This window comes from Ensifer sp. GW821-FHT05G01 (assembly GCF_059419585.1).
The window spans coordinates 100,258-117,300 of record NZ_JBWKSC010000005.1 but is presented as its reverse complement, the minus strand read 5'-3'; the positions used below and the strand labels follow the sequence as shown (position 1 = coordinate 117,300).

The 17,043-nt window shown below is 62.7% G+C and carries 15 protein-coding genes; 11 read left to right on the top strand and 4 right to left on the bottom strand.

Annotation, left to right across the window (positions count from 1 at the left end; all coding sequences use genetic code 11):
- Window positions 1-5: 5 nt before the first annotated feature.
- A complete protein-coding gene (gene fsa / locus AC07UR_RS14210) occupies window positions 6-659 on the bottom strand; it encodes a fructose-6-phosphate aldolase (RefSeq protein ID WP_025425070.1) in 654 nt (217 codons plus the stop codon).
- A gap of 178 nt (window positions 660-837) precedes the next feature.
- Here fsa and AC07UR_RS14205 point away from each other — a divergent pair, with 178 nt between their 5' ends.
- From AC07UR_RS14205 to AC07UR_RS14170, 8 genes are all read left to right on the top strand, one after another.
- Entirely contained in the window at window positions 838-3,042 is a 2,205-nt protein-coding gene (locus tag AC07UR_RS14205; protein WP_209790475.1) for a primosomal protein N', read from the top strand.
- Window positions 3,043-3,173: 131 nt separating this feature from the next.
- Entirely contained in the window at window positions 3,174-3,560 is a 387-nt protein-coding gene (locus tag AC07UR_RS14200) for an AGROH133_08824 family phage infection protein (RefSeq protein ID WP_173418250.1), read from the top strand.
- A gap of 257 nt (window positions 3,561-3,817) precedes the next feature.
- Window positions 3,818-4,384, top strand: a complete 567-nt coding sequence (locus tag AC07UR_RS14195; protein WP_173418249.1) for a F0F1 ATP synthase subunit delta — start codon at window positions 3,818-3,820, stop codon at window positions 4,382-4,384.
- Window positions 4,384-5,913, top strand: a complete 1,530-nt coding sequence (atpA, locus tag AC07UR_RS14190; RefSeq protein WP_057255020.1) for a F0F1 ATP synthase subunit alpha — start codon at window positions 4,384-4,386, stop codon at window positions 5,911-5,913. Before AC07UR_RS14195 ends, atpA begins: the two co-directional genes overlap by 1 nt.
- A gap of 27 nt (window positions 5,914-5,940) precedes the next feature.
- A complete protein-coding gene (locus AC07UR_RS14185) occupies window positions 5,941-6,822 on the top strand; it encodes a F0F1 ATP synthase subunit gamma (RefSeq protein WP_173418248.1) in 882 nt (293 codons plus the stop codon).
- Between the two features lie 24 nt (window positions 6,823-6,846).
- Window positions 6,847-8,361, top strand: a complete 1,515-nt coding sequence (atpD, locus tag AC07UR_RS14180; protein WP_173418247.1) for a F0F1 ATP synthase subunit beta — start codon at window positions 6,847-6,849, stop codon at window positions 8,359-8,361.
- A gap of 126 nt (window positions 8,362-8,487) precedes the next feature.
- Window positions 8,488-8,892: a F0F1 ATP synthase subunit epsilon gene (locus AC07UR_RS14175; RefSeq protein ID WP_173418246.1), complete on the top strand. Its 405-nt coding sequence runs from the start codon at window positions 8,488-8,490 to the stop codon at window positions 8,890-8,892.
- A 269-nt stretch (window positions 8,893-9,161) separates the two neighbouring features.
- Entirely contained in the window at window positions 9,162-10,589 is a 1,428-nt protein-coding gene (locus AC07UR_RS14170; protein WP_209790476.1) for a mannose-1-phosphate guanylyltransferase/mannose-6-phosphate isomerase, read from the top strand.
- Window positions 10,590-10,755: 166 nt separating this feature from the next.
- Here AC07UR_RS14170 and AC07UR_RS14165 read toward each other — a convergent pair whose 3' ends face one another.
- Window positions 10,756-11,859 (bottom strand): saccharopine dehydrogenase family protein, encoded by a 1,104-nt coding sequence (locus AC07UR_RS14165; protein ID WP_209790477.1) that lies wholly within the window; start codon window positions 11,857-11,859, stop codon window positions 10,756-10,758.
- A 126-nt stretch (window positions 11,860-11,985) separates the two neighbouring features.
- Between AC07UR_RS14165 and AC07UR_RS14160 the strand changes: the two genes are divergently transcribed.
- The gene (locus AC07UR_RS14160; RefSeq protein WP_209790478.1) at window positions 11,986-12,417 is read left to right on the top strand and encodes an Lrp/AsnC family transcriptional regulator; all 432 of its coding nucleotides are present in this window, start codon (window positions 11,986-11,988) and stop codon (window positions 12,415-12,417) included.
- A 7-nt stretch (window positions 12,418-12,424) separates the two neighbouring features.
- Here the strand turns inward: AC07UR_RS14160 and AC07UR_RS14155 are convergent, their stop codons facing one another.
- Both AC07UR_RS14155 and AC07UR_RS14150 read right to left on the bottom strand, forming a co-directional pair.
- On the bottom strand, window positions 12,425-13,357 hold the full coding sequence (locus AC07UR_RS14155; RefSeq protein ID WP_234941822.1) for a DUF6030 family protein: 933 nt from the start codon (window positions 13,355-13,357) through the stop codon (window positions 12,425-12,427).
- The gene (locus AC07UR_RS14150) at window positions 13,354-14,265 is read right to left on the bottom strand and encodes a LysR substrate-binding domain-containing protein (protein WP_234941823.1); all 912 of its coding nucleotides are present in this window, start codon (window positions 14,263-14,265) and stop codon (window positions 13,354-13,356) included. The genes AC07UR_RS14155 and AC07UR_RS14150 overlap by 4 nt, the downstream gene beginning before the upstream one ends.
- A gap of 100 nt (window positions 14,266-14,365) precedes the next feature.
- On the opposite strand from AC07UR_RS14150, the gene AC07UR_RS14145 reads away from it, so the two are divergent.
- Window positions 14,366-15,508 (top strand): iron-containing alcohol dehydrogenase, encoded by a 1,143-nt coding sequence (locus tag AC07UR_RS14145; RefSeq protein WP_209790479.1) that lies wholly within the window; start codon window positions 14,366-14,368, stop codon window positions 15,506-15,508.
- Window positions 15,509-15,525: 17 nt separating this feature from the next.
- The gene (locus tag AC07UR_RS14140) at window positions 15,526-17,025 is read left to right on the top strand and encodes an aldehyde dehydrogenase (RefSeq protein ID WP_209790480.1); all 1,500 of its coding nucleotides are present in this window, start codon (window positions 15,526-15,528) and stop codon (window positions 17,023-17,025) included.
- Window positions 17,026-17,043: the final 18 nt, after the last annotated feature.

Genomic DNA, 17,043 nt, shown 5'->3' with positions numbered 1-17,043 from the left:
AAAAATCAGGCGATCTTCTGGCCGGTCTTCGCCCAGTCGGCGAGGAAGGTTTCGAGGCCCTTGTCGGTCAGCGGATGCTTGACCAGGGCCTTCAGCGTTGCCGGCGGTGCGGTGACGACGTCGGCGCCGATAAGGGCGGCTTCCTTGACGTGGTTCACGGTACGGATCGAGGCTGCAAGGATTTCTGTCTCGTAGCCGTAGTTATCGAAGATGTGGCGGATTTCGCGGATCAGGTCCATGCCGTCGAACGCGATGTCGTCGAGGCGGCCGACGAAGGGCGAAACGAAGGTCGCGCCGGCCTTGGCGGCGAGCAGTGCCTGGTTGGCCGAGAAGCACAGTGTCACGTTGGTCTGGTGACCGTCCGACGTCAGCGCCTTGCAAGCCTTGAGACCGTCCAGCGTCAGCGGCAGCTTGATGCAGATGTTGTCGGCGATCTTCGACAGAACGGCCGCTTCCTTCATCATCTCGGCATATTCGGTCGCGGTCACTTCGGCCGAAACCGGGCCTTCGACGATGCCGCAGATTTCCTTGGTGACTTCGGTGATGTCACGGCCCGACTTGAGGATCAGCGAAGGGTTGGTGGTGACGCCGTCGAGGAGGCCGAGATCGTTCAGCTCGCGGATTTCCTTGACGTCGGCGGTATCAACGAAAAATTTCATGGGGTCACTCCCTTGGGGCACGATTGCCGTTCGGGCGCATATCTACCGGGAGGAATTCCTTTGGCAGAGATCGCGCGCGTTGAAACTCTGGTGGAACCGTGAGAAACCCTGCGCCGGCAAGGCTGCGGTTCGCAGCGCAGTTTTCTTTAACCGAAACACGTGGCAAGGTCACGGCAAAATGACTCGCGATTCAACCGATTTATTCGGGCCTGTTTCCGCCCGTCGCGTCGTTCCAGTTCTGGTGCCGATGCCGGCGTCGAAGGCCTATTCCTACGCGGTGCCGGATGGCATGGCGGTCGAGCCCGGCTCGATCGTTCAGGTGCCGCTCGGCCCCCGCCTGGTCGTGGGCGTCGTCTGGGATGGCGACGACGACAGCAGCGTCGATCCGAAGAAGCTGAAGTCGATCGCGAAGGTCTTCGACTGCCCGCCTTTGACGCCCGACATGCGCACATTCCTCGACTGGGTCGCGACCTACACGGTGACGCCGCCGGGGCTGGTCGCGCGCATGGCGCTGCGTGCTCCCGCCGCCTTCGATCCTGAACCGATGGTGGAGGCACTGCGGCTGACCGACATGCGGCCGGAGCGCATGACGACGGCGCGCGAGCGTGTGATTGCGGCGGCCGGCGACGGTTTTGCCTGGACTCGCTCAGGCCTGGCGCACGCGGCCGGCGCCTCGTCGAGCGTCATCGACGGTCTCGCCCAGCAGGGCGTGTTCGAGACCGTGTTCATGGCGCCGCCGCCCGTGGTGGCGCCGCCCGATCCCGAGTTCACCGCCCCCCGGCTCGAAGGGCCGCAGAAGGATGCGGCCGCCGATCTTTTGGCTGCCGTCGAACAGGGCGGGTTTTCGGTCTCGCTCATCGACGGCATCACCGGCTCGGGCAAGACGGAGGTCTATTTCGAAGCGATTGCCGCGACGCTTCGCGCCGGCAAGCAGGTGTTGATCCTGCTTCCCGAAATCGCCTTGACCGCGAGCTTCCTCGAGCGCTTCCAAGACCGCTTCGGCTCCAAGCCGGCCGAATGGCACTCGGACCTTGCGCCCAGAACGCGCGAAAAAGTCTGGCGGCAGGTGACGATGGGCACGGTGCGCGTGGTCGCCGGCGCCCGCTCGGCGCTGTTTCTCCCCTTCGAGGAACTGGGGCTGATCATCGTCGATGAGGAACACGACCCGGCCTACAAGCAGGAGGACCGGGTGTTCTACAATGCCCGCGACATGGCGGTCGTGCGCGGGCGCATTACCGGCTTTCCGGTCGTTCTGGTTTCGGCGACGCCTTCGGTCGAAAGCCGGGTCAATGGTGAGGTCGGGCGCTACAAGCCGATCCATCTGCCCACACGTTTTGGCGATGCGGCGCTGCCGCGGCTCGGCGTCGTCGACATGCGCCAGCACCCGCCGGCCCGCGGCGGGTTCCTTTCGCCTGTGCTCATCAACCAGATCGGCAAGGCGGTCGAGCGTGGCGAGCAGGCGCTGTTGTTTCTCAACCGGCGCGGTTATGCACCGCTGACGCTCTGCCGCGTCTGTGGTCATCGCTTCCAGTGCCCGGATTGTTCGAGCTGGCTGGTCGAGCATCGCTTCCGCGGCCAGATCCAGTGCCACCATTGCGGCTATGCGGAAAAGACACCCGAGGCCTGTCCGGAATGCGGCACCTTCGATCACCTCGTTGCCTGCGGCCCGGGGGTCGAGCGCATCGCCGAAGAAGTGGAGCGCCATTTTCCGGAGGCCCGCACGATCGTGCTTTCCTCCGACCTGATGGGCGTCAAGCGGCTGCGGCTGGAATTGGAAGCGATTGCGCGCGGCGAAGCCGATATCGTCATCGGCACGCAGCTCGTCGCCAAGGGCCACAATTTCCCGCTGATGACGCTGGTCGGCATCATCGACGCCGATCTCGGGCTGGCCAACGGCGATCCGCGCGCGGCGGAGCGAACGTTCCAGCTGTTGTCGCAGGTGACCGGTCGCGCCGGCCGAACGGGCCTGAAGAGCCTCGGCCTGTTGCAGACCTACCAGCCGCAGCACCCGGTGATGCAGGCGATCGTCTCGGGCGACGCCGATGCCTTCTACGACCGCGAGATCGCCGAACGGGAAAAGGCGCTGCTGCCGCCGTTCGGTCGGCTGGCGTCGCTGATCGTCTCTGCCGACACCCGTCAGGATGCCGAGACACACGCCCGCGGACTTCGCAGTGCCGCGCCGCGTACGGACGGCATTTCGATCCTCGGCCCGGCCGAGGCGCCGCTGGCTTTGATCCGCGGACGTCACCGCTTCCGGCTCCTGGTGCACGGGCGGCGCAACAGCGACATGCAGGCCTTCGTCAAGGCGATGATTGCGGCAGGCCCGAAGGAGCGCGGCTCGATCAGCGTCCAGCTCGATATCGATCCCCAGAGTTTCCTGTAATCGCGGTGGTTAACGAAACGTGGACGATTCACAACCGCTGCGACTTGCGCTAGAGGTCTGAGACGCGTCGCGCCAAGGCAAGGACCTCACGGCGAGGCGATCGAGATCGGCGCTCATCTGCGGGAACGGGCATGGAGTTCTACATTCCGACGGAAACCGGCGAGTTTCTCGCCTTCTGTGCGGCGGCGGCAGCGGCGCTGATCGGCGTGGTCATGCTGTTTGCGCCGCGCCTTACCTTTCGCGCCGTTGGCATCGGTATTACCGAGGGTCGCCGCGGGGGGCTCGCCGAGGCGCGTTCGACCATGGGCGGCATGCATGCCGGCCTTGGCCTTGCCGCCATTCTGCTGGCGCAGCCGATGGTCTACCTCGCCGTCGGTGCCGCTTTTGCGCTCGCCGCCTTCGGCCGGATCCTGTCGATGATGAGCGACAACGGCGCCACGCTTTGGAACTGGGTGGCACTTCTGGTGCAGGCCGCCCTTGCCATTCTTCCGCTTGCCTATGTGTTTGGAATGATCTGACTGCCGCCCTCGCGTTTTCGCGATTCACATCCTCAGGAACGAATTTACGGCAAAATTCGGCCAAACCGGGTCGACTTATGCCGCATTCCTGCCGTTCGCGTGTTGCGAGTCCAAACTTCCTATGCTAGACGAACCGCGAATTGCGGGGGAAGTGGGTCGCCAGGCCTCGATAGCCCGCAAATTATTGCAGCAAATTCAGGACGTTAAGTTGACGGCTCGCCGCCACTCCCGTTCTTGGATGAAATTGAGAGAAGCTTGTGCCCGTGGCAGACACATCCCAGCTTATTTCCGGTGTTGCAGAAAGGTATGCGTCCTCGCTTTTTGACCTCGCTCTCGAAGCGGGTTCCGTCGAGGCGGTCGGTGCGGATCTGACCCGCGTCCAGGCCCTGATCGACGGCAGCGATGACCTGAAGCGGCTGATCGTAAGCCCCGTCTTTTCTGCTGACGACCAGTTCAAGGCCATTTCGGCGATTGTCGCCAAGGCCGGTATTTCTGGTCTCGTCGGTAACTTCCTCAAGGTTGTTGCGCGCAATCGCCGCCTGTTTACGCTGCCAGGCATGATCAAGGCCTTCCGCCTGATCGCCGCGCGTCACCGGGGTGAAATTTCTGCCGATGTTACGTCGGCCCATGCGCTCACCGCAGCGCAGGAAAACGAATTGAAGGCGACGCTCAAGAGCGTCACCGGCAAAGACGTGGCGGTCAACGTCACCGTCGACCCGTCTATTCTTGGAGGTCTGATCGTCAAGGTTGGGTCCCGCCAGATTGACACTTCCCTTCGCACCAAACTCTCTACCCTTAAGCTTGCACTGAAAGAGGTCGGCTGATGGATATCCGCGCCGCGGAAATTTCCGCAATTCTTAAAGATCAGATCAAAAATTTCGGCCAGGAAGCAGAAGTCTCCGAAGTCGGTCAGGTGCTTTCCGTCGGTGACGGTATTGCCCGCGTCTACGGCCTCGACAATGTTCAGGCAGGCGAGATGGTCGAATTCCCGGGTGGAATTCGAGGCATGGCGCTGAACCTCGAAGCCGACAACGTCGGCGTCGTTATTTTCGGTTCGGACCGTGACATCAAGGAAGGCGACACCGTTAAGCGGACCGGCGCCATCGTGGACGTTCCGGTTGGCCCGGAACTGCTCGGCCGCGTCGTCGACGCGCTCGGCAACCCGATCGACGGCAAGGGCCCGATCAACGCCAAGCAGCGCTCGCGCGTTGACGTCAAGGCTCCTGGTATCATTCCGCGCAAGTCGGTTCATGAGCCGATGTCGACCGGCCTCAAGGCCATCGATGCCCTCATCCCGGTTGGCCGTGGCCAGCGCGAACTCGTCATCGGCGACCGCCAGACCGGCAAGACCGCGATCATCCTCGACACGATCCTCAACCAGAAGGCCATTCACGACAATGGTCCGGAAGGTGACAAGCTGTATTGCGTCTACGTCGCAATCGGCCAGAAGCGTTCGACGGTTGCCCAGTTCGTGAAGGTTCTGGAAGAGCGTGGCGCTCTGCAGTACTCGATCATCGTTGCTGCCACCGCATCCGACCCGGCTCCGATGCAGTACCTCGCACCGTTCGCCGGTTGCGCGATGGGCGAATACTTCCGTGACAACGGCAAGCATGCCCTCATCGGCTACGACGACCTGTCGAAGCAGGCTGTTTCCTACCGTCAGATGTCGCTCCTGCTGCGCCGCCCGCCGGGCCGCGAAGCTTACCCGGGCGACGTTTTCTACCTGCACTCCCGCCTGCTCGAGCGCGCTGCAAAGCTCTCGGACGACAATGGCGCCGGTTCGCTGACGGCTCTGCCGGTCATCGAAACGCAGGGCAACGACGTTTCCGCGTTCATTCCGACCAACGTGATCTCGATCACCGACGGCCAGATCTTCCTTGAAACCGACCTGTTCTACCAGGGCATCCGTCCGGCCGTTAACGTCGGTCTGTCGGTTTCGCGCGTCGGTTCCGCTGCGCAGATCAAGGCGATGAAGCAGGTTGCCGGCTCGATCAAGGGTGAACTCGCTCAGTACCGCGAAATGGCGGCCTTTGCGCAGTTCGGCTCGGACCTCGATGCCGCTACCCAGCGTCTGTTGAACCGCGGTGCACGCCTGACCGAACTCCTGAAGCAGCCGCAGTTCTCGCCGCTGAAGACGGAAGAGCAGGTCGCTGTGATCTTCGCTGGCGTCAACGGTTACCTCGACAAGCTGCCGGTCAACCAGGTTGGCAAGTTCGAGCAGGGCCTGCTTTCGTACATGCGTTCGGAAGGCAAGGACATCCTGGAAACCATCCGCAAGGACAAGGCGATCTCCGACGACGTCAAGGGCAAGCTGAAGGCTGCAATCGACAGCTTCGCCAAGTCTTTCGCCTGAGCGGATTTCATTTAGGACGGATAACGGATGCCTTCACTTAAGGATCTGAAGAACCGGATCGCCTCCGTCAAGGCGACGCAGAAGATTACCAAGGCGATGAAAATGGTCGCCGCGGCGAAGCTTCGGCGTGCGCAGGAGGCGGCCGAGGCCGCCCGGCCTTACTCGCAGCGCATGGCTGCCGTTCTCGCCAACATCGCTCAGGCGGTTGGCGCGGACGACGGTGCACCTGCTCTTATGACGGGCACCGGCAAGGACGACACGCACCTGCTGGTCGTCTGCACGGCTGAACGCGGCCTTTGCGGCGGCTTCAACTCGCAGATCGCCCGCCACGCTCGCGACCACGTTCGCAAGCTGCTTGCCGCTGGCAAGACGGTGAAGATCATCTGCGTCGGCAAGAAGGGCTTCGATATTCTGCGTCGCGAATACGCGTCGCTGATCATCGACCGTGTCGACCTGCGTGAGGTCAAGAAGATCGGCTTCCAGAACGCCGACCAGATTGGCCACAAGGTCATCGCGCTCTTTGAAAAGGGCGAGTTCGATGTCTGCACGCTGTTCTATTCTGAGTTCAAGTCCGTTATCGCCCAGATTCCGACGGCACAGCAGCTGATACCCGCTTCGGCCGGCCCGGTCGCAGTGGAAGCATCGGATGCTTCGGCCGTCTACGAATATGAGCCGGACGCGGGCGCGATCCTGAGCGATCTCATTCCGCGCAACATTTCCGTGCAGATCTTCCGGGCCCTGCTCGAGAACGTCGCCGGCGAAATGGGCGCAAAGATGAGCGCGATGGACAATGCAACGCGCAATGCTGGTGACATGATCAACAAGCTGACGCTGAGCTACAACCGTCAGCGCCAGGCTCAGATCACCAAGGAACTCATTGAAATCATCTCGGGCGCGGAAGCGCTCTAAGGTTACGAGAAGAGGGTAAGGATTATGGCTAAGGCAGCTACCCCGAAAGAAACCGCAGCGGCGAAGAAGCCGGCTGCACCGAGGAAGGCAGCTTCCGCCAAGACCGCAGTTGCGGCAGCTGGCGCTGTCGGTCGCGTAACGCAGGTCATCGGCGCCGTCGTCGACGTTGCGTTCGAAGAAGGCCAGCTTCCGCTGATCCTGAACGCACTGGAAACCGACAACAACGGTAACCGCCTCGTTCTCGAAGTCGCGCAGCACCTCGGCGAAAACTCCGTCCGCACGATCGCCATGGACTCGACCGAAGGTCTCGTCCGCGGTCAGCCGGTCACCGACACCGGTGCACCGATCACGGTTCCGGTTGGCGACGAAACGCTCGGCCGCATCATGAACGTCATCGGCGAGCCGGTCGACGAAGCTGGCCCGCTGGTTACGTCGGGCAAGCGCGCCATCCACCAGGACGCGCCGTCCTACGTCGAGCAGTCGACGGAAGCGCAGATCCTCGTCACCGGCATCAAGGTCGTCGACCTGCTCGCGCCTTACGCAAAGGGCGGCAAGATCGGCCTGTTCGGCGGCGCAGGCGTCGGCAAGACCGTTCTCATCATGGAACTGATCAACAACGTCGCCAAGGCGCACGGTGGTTACTCGGTCTTCGCAGGCGTGGGTGAACGTACCCGCGAAGGCAACGACCTCTACCACGAAATGATCGAGTCCGGCGTTAACAAGCATGGCGGCGGCGAAGGCTCCAAGGCTGCGCTGGTATACGGCCAGATGAACGAACCGCCGGGCGCCCGCGCTCGCGTCGCTCTGACCGGCCTGACGATCGCTGAAGACTTCCGCGACAAGGGCCAGGACGTTCTGTTCTTCGTCGACAACATCTTCCGCTTCACCCAGGCAGGTTCCGAAGTGTCGGCTCTGCTCGGCCGTATTCCTTCGGCCGTGGGTTACCAGCCGACGCTGGCGACCGACATGGGTCAGATGCAGGAACGCATCACCACGACGACCAAGGGTTCGATCACCTCGGTTCAGGCCATCTACGTTCCGGCCGACGACTTGACCGACCCGGCGCCGGCTACCTCGTTCGCCCACCTGGACGCAACGACGGTTCTGTCGCGCTCGATCGCCGAAAAGGGCATCTACCCGGCCGTTGACCCGCTCGACTCCACGTCGCGCATGCTGGACCCGATGATCGTCGGCGAAGAGCACTACGAGATTTCGCGTAAGGTCCAGACGACCCTGCAGCGTTACAAGGCTCTCCAGGACATCATCGCCATCCTCGGCATGGACGAACTGTCGGAAGAGGACAAGCTGGCGGTTGCCCGCGCTCGTAAGATCGAACGCTTCCTGTCGCAGCCGTTCTTCGTGGCCGAAGTCTTCACCGGTTCGCCGGGCAAGCTGGTCGCTCTCGAAGACACGATCAAGGGCTTCAAGGGCCTCGTCAACGGCGACTACGACCATCTTCCGGAAGCCGCCTTCTACATGGTCGGCTCGATCGAAGAAGCGGTCGAAAAGGCCAAGAAGCTGGCTGCTGAAGCCGCTTGATAGCACTGTTAAGCCTCGGCGCAGCGATGCGCCGAGGCTTTCATCCTGCGTTCCGCCCGGTGCGGAGCAGGGAAGACATGCACAGCCTGCCACCTCAGGTGGCGCGCCCACGAGAAGTGAATGGTCATGGCCAACAGTTTCAATTTTGAGCTTGTTTCCCCCGAGCGCCTGCTCCTCTCCGAGCAGGTGACGGAAGTCGTCATTCCGGCGACCGAGGGCGAGATGACCGTGATGGCCAATCATGCCCCGACAATGACGACGATCAAGCCTGGCATCGTTACCGTGAAGACGGCCGACGGTAAGGCCGATCGCTTTGTCGTGTTCGGTGGCTTCGCCGATATCCTGCCGACCGGCTGCACGCTGCTGGCTGAATCCGCCGTGCACGTCGACGAACTCGACCGCACTGCGCTTGAAAAGCGCATCGATGCTGCCCGTGCGGAGCTCGACGGTGCCGGCGACGAGAAGAAGACGCGCGTCGATCAGTTCATCGCTGAACTGACGAAGCTCGGGGAAATCGTGATCCCGGCCTGAAAGGGACATCCCGACGGGATAAACCAATGAAAAAGCCCCGCCTTCGAGCGGGGTTTTTTGTGATCGGTCGTCGGCTGCCACAAGGCTGCTCGATCTTTGTGACAGCGCGAATTGATACGACGTAAAGGTGGCGGGGCCGGCTCAGCCTTATCCTAAGTGTGGGGCATACCTCGCCTTTGGTGCGGTTTGTTTGGATCGCCGGCTTCAGGCATTCTTTAGCATCGGTCCTGTATGGATGGACTATCGCTTGATGCACGCAGAGGCTTGGCATGACGTCTAAGATCGTCCCCGTAATCATGGCGGGTGGAAAGGGTACGCGCCTCTGGCCGCTGTCGCGCTCTGGTGCGCCGAAGCAATTCCTGCAGATCCTCTCCGATCGGTCGCTGTTCCAGCAGACGCTGGAGCGCGTCAGCGACAACAGGCTTTACGAGCCGGCGATCATCGTCACCAACAGTGACTTCCGTTTCATCGTCGCCGAACAGGCGCGCGCCGTCCATGCCCCGCTCAGCGATATCCTGCTCGAGCCCGTTGCCCGCAACACGGCGCCCGCATTGGCGGCCGCGGCCTTCGTTGTCCTCGCCAGGTTCGGTGAGACGGCGATCATGCAGGTGCTGGCCTCCGATCACGAGATCGATGCCGGAGCGGTCTACATCGATTGCATGCTGCGCGCGCAGCAGGCCGCCGAGGCCGGTGAACTGGTCACCTTCGGCATCACGCCGACGGAACCGGCGACCGGCTATGGCTACATCGAGCTCGGCGAGGCGCTTGCGGCAGGGGCAAACAGGGTCGCCCGCTTCGTCGAAAAGCCGGATCGCGCCAAGGCGGAAGCGATGCTTTCGACCGAGCGTTACCTCTGGAACTCCGGCATGTTCATGCTGCCGGTCAAGGCGTTCCTCGACGAAATGCAGCTTTATGCGCCCGAGGTTCATGCCCGCACGAAAGCGGCCGTCGAGGGTGCCAGCAAGGATCTCGATTTCAGCCGGCTGGAGGCGAAGGCCTTTGCCGCAGCACCTGACATTTCTGTCGACTACGCCGTTTTCGAAAAGACGGCGCGGGCCGCCGTCGTCCCCTCCTCCTTTGCCTGGTCGGATCTTGGCAGCTGGGATGCCGTGTGGAAGACCGGCCGCAAGGATGCCGACGGCAATGTCGTCACCGACAGGGCGACGGTGTCGAATACCCGCAACTCGCTGGTGCTCTCGCGCGATATCCACCTTGCGGTGCAGGGCCTTGACGATATCGCGGTGATTGCCAGCGAAGACGCCGTCTATGTCGGGCGTCTGGAAGATAGCCAGAGCGTCGGCAACATCGTCAAGCTCCTCGCCCGCGCGCCGGCAACGGCGGAGCTGACGAAGGAGCACCCGACGTCCTACCGGCCCTGGGGAGCCGTTTCCTCGGTTTCCAGTGGCGAGCGCTACGAGGTGAAGCGGCTGAAGGTCAGCCCCGGCAAAAAGATCTCGCTGCAGAAGCATCATCACCGCGCCGAGCACTGGATCGTGGTGCGGGGCACGGCCGAGATCACCATGGCCGGCGAAACCCGGCTGCTGCATGAAAACGAGTCCGTCTATATCCCGCAAGGAACGGTCCACCGGCTGCACAATCCCGGCAAGATCCCGCTGGAACTGATCGAGGTGCAGACCGGGTCCTATCTCGGCGAAGACGACATCATCCGCATCGAGGATGAGTTCGGCCGGACATAGCTCCCCATAATCGATTTCTGTGAGGCGGAGCGCTCAAGGGGTTATCGTACCCTCTCGCCGGGGTTGCGACGCGTGCCGCGGCCGATTCAGAATATCCTGCAGCCAGCATAAAAAAATGCCCGGGAAAACCCGGGCATTAAAGTCAGCGCAATCGAGCCGAGTGGTCTCAGCCGGCGACGCGCTCTGCCTCGCCCTTCTGGGCGTAGTAGTGGCCAAAGCGGTTTGCGAGGAAGGTATCGAGAGAGATGTCTTCCTGGCGAACGAAGCCCTTGGATGCGATCTTGCCATTGGCCAGCAGATCGAGCACGGCGCAGATGCTGCCGGCGGTGGTGATCTGGATGCCGCTCTGCATGCGACCGGCGACGACGCCGCTATAGACCTTGTTGGCGTAGGTTTCCTGGATCAGGCGACCTTCGCGGAAGCCCGAAACCGTCACGAAGATGACGACGACGTCCTGGGTGGTGGTCGGCAACGCGTTTTCGAAGATGTCCTTCAGGACCTCGCGGCGGTGACGCAGGCCGAGGTCGTTGAGGAGCGCCTTCATGATCGCGGCGTGGCCGGGGTAGCGGATCGTCTTGTAGTTCAGGGTGCGGACCTTGCCCTTCAGCGACTCGCAGAGCGTGCCGAGGCCGCCCGAGGTGTTGAAGGCTTCGTAGGTGACGCCGTCCAGCGAGAATTCTTCGCGCTCTTCCATCGCGGGAACTTCGATCAGGCTGCCTTCGACGATCGCTTCGCAGGGCTCGATGTATTCGTTGATGACGCCGTCCGTGCTCCAGGTGAGGTTGTAGTTGAGAGCATTTGACGGGTACTGCGGCAGGGCGCCAACGCGCATGCGCACGTTTTCGAGCGTCTCGAAGCGGCTTGCGAGATCATTGGCGACGATCGAGATGAAACCCGGCGCAAGGCCGCATTGGGGAATGAAGGCGGTGTTGGCCTTGGCGGCGATCGCCTTGACCTGGCGGGTGGATTCGACGTCTTCGGTGAGGTCGAGGTAGTGGATGCCGGCTTCTGCGGCGGCTTCAGCGATGGCGACCGTCAGGTGGAACGGTGCGGCGCTGAGAACGGCGAACTTGCCCGAGAGTAGGGCGACCAGCGCCTTGTTGTCACCGATGTCGACGGCGGCCGTGGTGATGGCGTCGTGCTTCTCGATCTGGCTCAACTGTTCGGCGCTGCGGTCGGCAACGCAGACGCTGTAGTCACCGGTGTGCGCGAGCATGCGCGCAATGGTGGAGCCGATCTTGCCTGCTCCGATGACGACGATGTTTTTCATGAGTTTCCCCCAGGGTATGAAATTCGTTTCGGTCCTTATTGTCAGGTGGGAAGTTGTTGATTTGAAGCGCTGATATGACTAAATCGCCTGTAGATATTCGGCAGATTGCCTAGATGGACCGACGAAATGCAGATCACCGACAAGGATCGCGAACTTCTCGCCGTGCTCAGCGAAAACGCCCGCATGCCGACGGCGACGATTGCCCGCAGACTCGGCCTGTCGCGAACGACCGTGCAGGCGCGGATCGAGCGGCTTGAGCGCGAGGGGGTCATCGCTGGCTACGGTGTCCGTCTGTCGGAGAGCTATGAAAAGGGTCTCGTCAGGGCGCATGTGCTGATCACCATCGCGCCGCGGGCGCTCAGCCGCGTGACGCCGGAGCTTGCCGCCATCCGCGAGATCCGCATGCTCCACTCCGTCAGCGGCAGCTTCGACCTGATCGCGGTCGTTGCTGCGGCCTCAATCAACGAACTCGACCTGCTGATCGATCGCATCGGCGAAATCGACGGCGTCGACCGGACGCTGTCGTCGATCATTCTCTCGACGCGGATCGATCGCTGAGCTCAGGTCAGGGTTTTGTGTTGAGGTCGGTCTTTTCCGGCCCGGCATTCTCGGCCGAGCCCGTTTCCGTTTCGCCGCTCGCCGGCACCTTGGCCGGCCCGTTCCACGCCGTCGGACCGAGAACGAAGCTGCGGGCTTCGTCCGTGCCATAGGGGAGCCACTTCTCCCGGTCGAAGTAGACTTCGGCAATGGTCTTCGGGCGGGCACGCGCCGGCTGGTTGGCGAGGAAATTGTAGCGTGCCGTCGCCTCGTCCGTTTCGCGCTTGAACTGCACGCGGCTGCCGAAGCGCTTGACGTCGAACTCCTTCAGCGCCTGGATCTGCAGCGCGATACCGCCGCCATCGGCCCAGCGGACATGATCGAGGAAGACCGATGCCGCACGTGCGGCACTTGTTGTCACCACCTGCGCATCCTCCGGACGCTCGATGTTGAGCTTGACGCGAAACGAGGTGATCTCTTCCTCGCCGCTGCCCTTGATGAAAATGAAGATCGACGAGGTCTTGTCGACCCCTGGTCGCGGGAAGGACACCAGCGACGAGCATTCCCATTGGCCCCGTTCGCCGGCACTCGACTTCCATTCGAGTTCGCGGAACCCTGCCTCGCGCAGTTCGTCGCAGAGCGCGCGCGGATCGCTGCGCAGCACGCGCAGAAACTGCTGCTCCGGCGTGTGCAGATCCTGGAAGGTCCAGACCGGCAAGGCGATGCGTGGTGGCTTTCGCTTGACTTGTGCCGGCGGCTCCGGGCGCTTCGCCTTTTCGAGAAATGTGGTTGGAAGGTCGAGCGCCCTGAGCAACCGTTTCAGGTTTCGCTGTTCGTTGGCAAGCAGGACCGTCGCCGCTATTGCCGTGACGATCACCGCCAAGGCAAAGAGGAAGAAGGCCACGCCGGTGCGGCTTGGCTGTTTCGGCGGTGGCATCGCCTTGGCGCGTCCGCTGCTCATGTCGACTTTGCGAGTGCGGCGTGTAGGCGCAGCACCTCGTCCCTCGATGGCCGATTGCGGGGCAGGCCGAGATAGTAGCCATAGCCGGTGGCGAGCGTCTTGCCGCCGAGAACGATGAGCCTGCCGTCGTCGATATGTTCGCTGAGCAGCCCAAGGCTGCCGAGCGCGACGCCATCGCCGCGAAGGGCGGCATCGACGGCCATGACATAAGTCGAGAACGTGTATCGGGGCCGCAGCCTGTATCCGCGCGTGCCCGCACCGGTGCGCTCGAACCATTGCTGGAAGGAGATCCAGTTGGCGTTGAAGCGGTCATAGTCGATGAGATCGAGCGCAGCGAGCGCCTGCGGCGTCAGCATCGCCGCATCGAGCCCGCGCGAGGCGAGGTAATCAGGCGATGCGACCGGCGCCAGTTCTTCCGCCATCAGCGGCGTCAGGTGCCAGCGGGGATGATCGCCGGTCGAATAGAGGATGACGAGGTCGTTGTTTTCGGATGCCAGCTCCGAGGGACTGTCGGAGGTCAGCAGCCGGATGGAAATGCCGGGGTTCTCCTTGCCGAATTCGCGCAGCCTGGTGCCGAGCCAGAGGTGGGAGACCGAGCCGCTGGCCGCAATCGAGATCGCCTGGCCGGTCGCGCCACGGAAGGGTTCCAGGCTTTCCTCGAGATAGTCGAGCGAGGCCCGCACGCGCTGGGACAGCCGTTCGCCCTGTGGCGTCAGTTCCAGGTTCTTGCCGCGACGGCTGAAAAGCGGGCTGCCGAGATGATCCTCGAGCGTCTTGATGCGCCGGCTGACGGCGGCCTGGGTGATGTTGAGCTCGCGACCGGCACGGGAAAAATTCATATGCCGGCTGGCGGCGTCGAACACGCGAAAAGCCTCCAGCGGGATACGGTCGAGCAGCCGGTGTTCCATGATCTCAGGTTATCAAAAAGGCCGAAAATTGCATGGATTTGAAAATATCAGATTGTGATGCAGGGTAAAGCGATCATCCCGCGGCGACAGGAAGACGACCTTGTCCTTCTCCACTTCCTTCATTCCCGAAATCCGCCTGGCAGACAATATCCATACGACCATCGGCACGGCCGCAAAAGCGCAGGGCGCTGCCGCGGCAACGATCGTCATCGACGGTTTCCTCGCCCAGTCCGGTCTTGCCGGCCGCATCGTCGACAGCCTCGACCATGAGGGTGTTGCAACGCGGGTGTTTTCCGATTTTGCCGGCGAGCCGAAACTCGCGCATGTGCGCGCAGCCACGAAATCCGCCGTCGGCTCAGACCTCGTGATCGGCATCGGCGGCGGTTCGGCGCTGGATATCGCCAAGATCGCCGCCTGCTGCGCTGCCTCCGGCGAAGATCCGATGTTTTATGCGCTTGCCGCCAATGCGCTGCCGAAGACACCCCTGAAGAAGATCATGGTGCCGACGACGGCCGGAACCGGCTCCGAGACGTCGGCGACTAACATCTTTGCCGGGCCCGAGGGCAAGAAGCTCTGGATCTGGGGGGCGGAAACCAAGGCCGATCTGGTGCTGCTCGATCCGGTGCTGACGACGACGCTGCCGGCACATCTGACCGCCTGGTGCGGCCTCGACGCCTTCATCCATGCCTTCGAGGCGGCGACGAACCGCAACACGCACCGCGGCGCGCAGTTCTATGCACATGAGGCCCTGCGCCTGCTGACGGCATCGCTGGAGACGGCGGTGCGCGAGCCCGGCAATCTGCAAGCCCGCGCCGACGTTTTGCTCGGCTCCTGTTATGCCGGCATCGCCATCGACAATTGCGGCACTGCCGTCGCCCACAATATCAGCCATGCGCTCGCGGGATTGGCGCCAGTTCACCATGGCCTTGCGACAGCGCTCGGTTTCGAGGCGACGCTCGATTGGCTTGTCGATGCCGACACAGTCGAGCTTGAGGCCGCTGCGAGAGCTTGCGGCTTTTCCCGTGCCAGCGACCTTCCGGACTTCGTTTCGCGCCTCATGGACCGCTGCGGCCTTGTGAGGGCGCTTCCTGCTACCTTCGAAACCTTCGGAGCCGGCGATCTGGCCGCAGAAATGAAAGCGCCGGAAAACCAGCCGATGCGGCGATCGACGATCCGCCCGATCGACGACGCGGATATCGATCGGTTTGCGGCGACAATCATGGCTCTGCCAAAGACGATGTAAGCGAAGGACGACACGAAATGAGCAAGGTCTTTACGCGCGACTATTGGCAAGACGTTCTTTCGGCGTTGAAGCCGGAGGGTCGGCATTTCATCGACGGCGAACATCGTGCCAGCGCGTCGGGCGAAACGTTCATCCGCGCCCGGCCGATGGACGGCAAGCCGGGGCCGGCAATCGCGCGGGGCAATGCGGCCGATATCGATACGGCGGTGACGAGCGCGCGGACCGCCTTCGAGAGTGGCATCTGGCGACGGAAGGAGCCGCTTGAGAAAAAGAAGATCATGCTCAAATGGGCCGATCTCATCCGGACCCATGGCGAGGAACTCGCCATGCTCGAAACGCTCGATGTGGGCAAGCCGATCATGGCGTCGCTCAATGTCGACGTCCGGCTCTGCGCCGACGGCATCCAGTTCTACGGCGAGATGATCGACAAGCTCTATGATGAGATCGCGCCGACCGGCCCGAACGCCCGGGCGCTGGTGCGCAAGGTGCCGCTCGGCGTCATCGGTGTGATCACGCCCTGGAACTACCCGATGATCATCGACGCCTGGAAGCTAGGGCCGGCGATCGCGGCCGGCAATTCCGTCGTGCTCAAACCGGCCGAGCAGTCGTCGCTCACCGCCATTCGCCTTGCGAGCCTAGCCGTAGAAGCCGGGCTGCCAGCCGGCGTGTTCAACGTCGTGGCCGGCTATGGCGAAGAGACCGGCAAGCCGCTGGCTTTGCATATGGACGTCGACATGATCGCCTTTACCGGCTCGACCGAGGTCGGCAAGCTGATCATGGGCTATGCGGCGCAATCGAACGTCAAGCGGGTGGCCCTCGAACTCGGCGGCAAGTCGCCGCTGGTGGTCTTCGAAGATGCCGATCTCGATGCAGCGGCTTCGGCTGTTGCCTGGGGCTGCTTCTACAATTCCGGCGAGACATGCCATGCCTCGACCCGGCTGATCGTGCAGCGCTCGGTTCAGGACGCGCTGATCGCAAAGATCGAGGCGGTGACGAAGAGCGACATTGCGCTTAGGCATCCGCTCGACCCGACAGCCCAGATCGGTGCGCTGATCGAAGAGGCGCACCTTGAAAAGGTGCTGTCGCTGGTGGCAGTCGGCGAGAAGGAGGGCGCACGCCGCGCCTTTGGCGCCGAGCGGGTGATGACCGAGACTGGCGGTTACTACGTCTCGCCCGGCGTCTTCGTCGACATGACCAACGACATGAGCTTGGCGCGCCAGGAGATCTTCGGCCCGGTGCTAGCCGCCATCGCCTTCGATACGGAGGAGGAGGCACTGCGGATCGCCAACGATACGATCTACGGGCTGGCGGGTGCCGTCTTCACGAAAGACATGGATCGGGCGCATCGGTTTTCCGAGGCGATCCATGCCGGCACGGTCTGGATCAACACCTATGACATGTCTAACTTTGCGACCCCCTTCGGCGGCTTCAAGCAGTCGGGCTTCGGCCGCGACCGCTCCGTGCATGCGATCGACAAATATTGCGACTACAAGACCATCTGGCAGCAGTTCGGCTGAGCCTTCGGGGGAGAGACC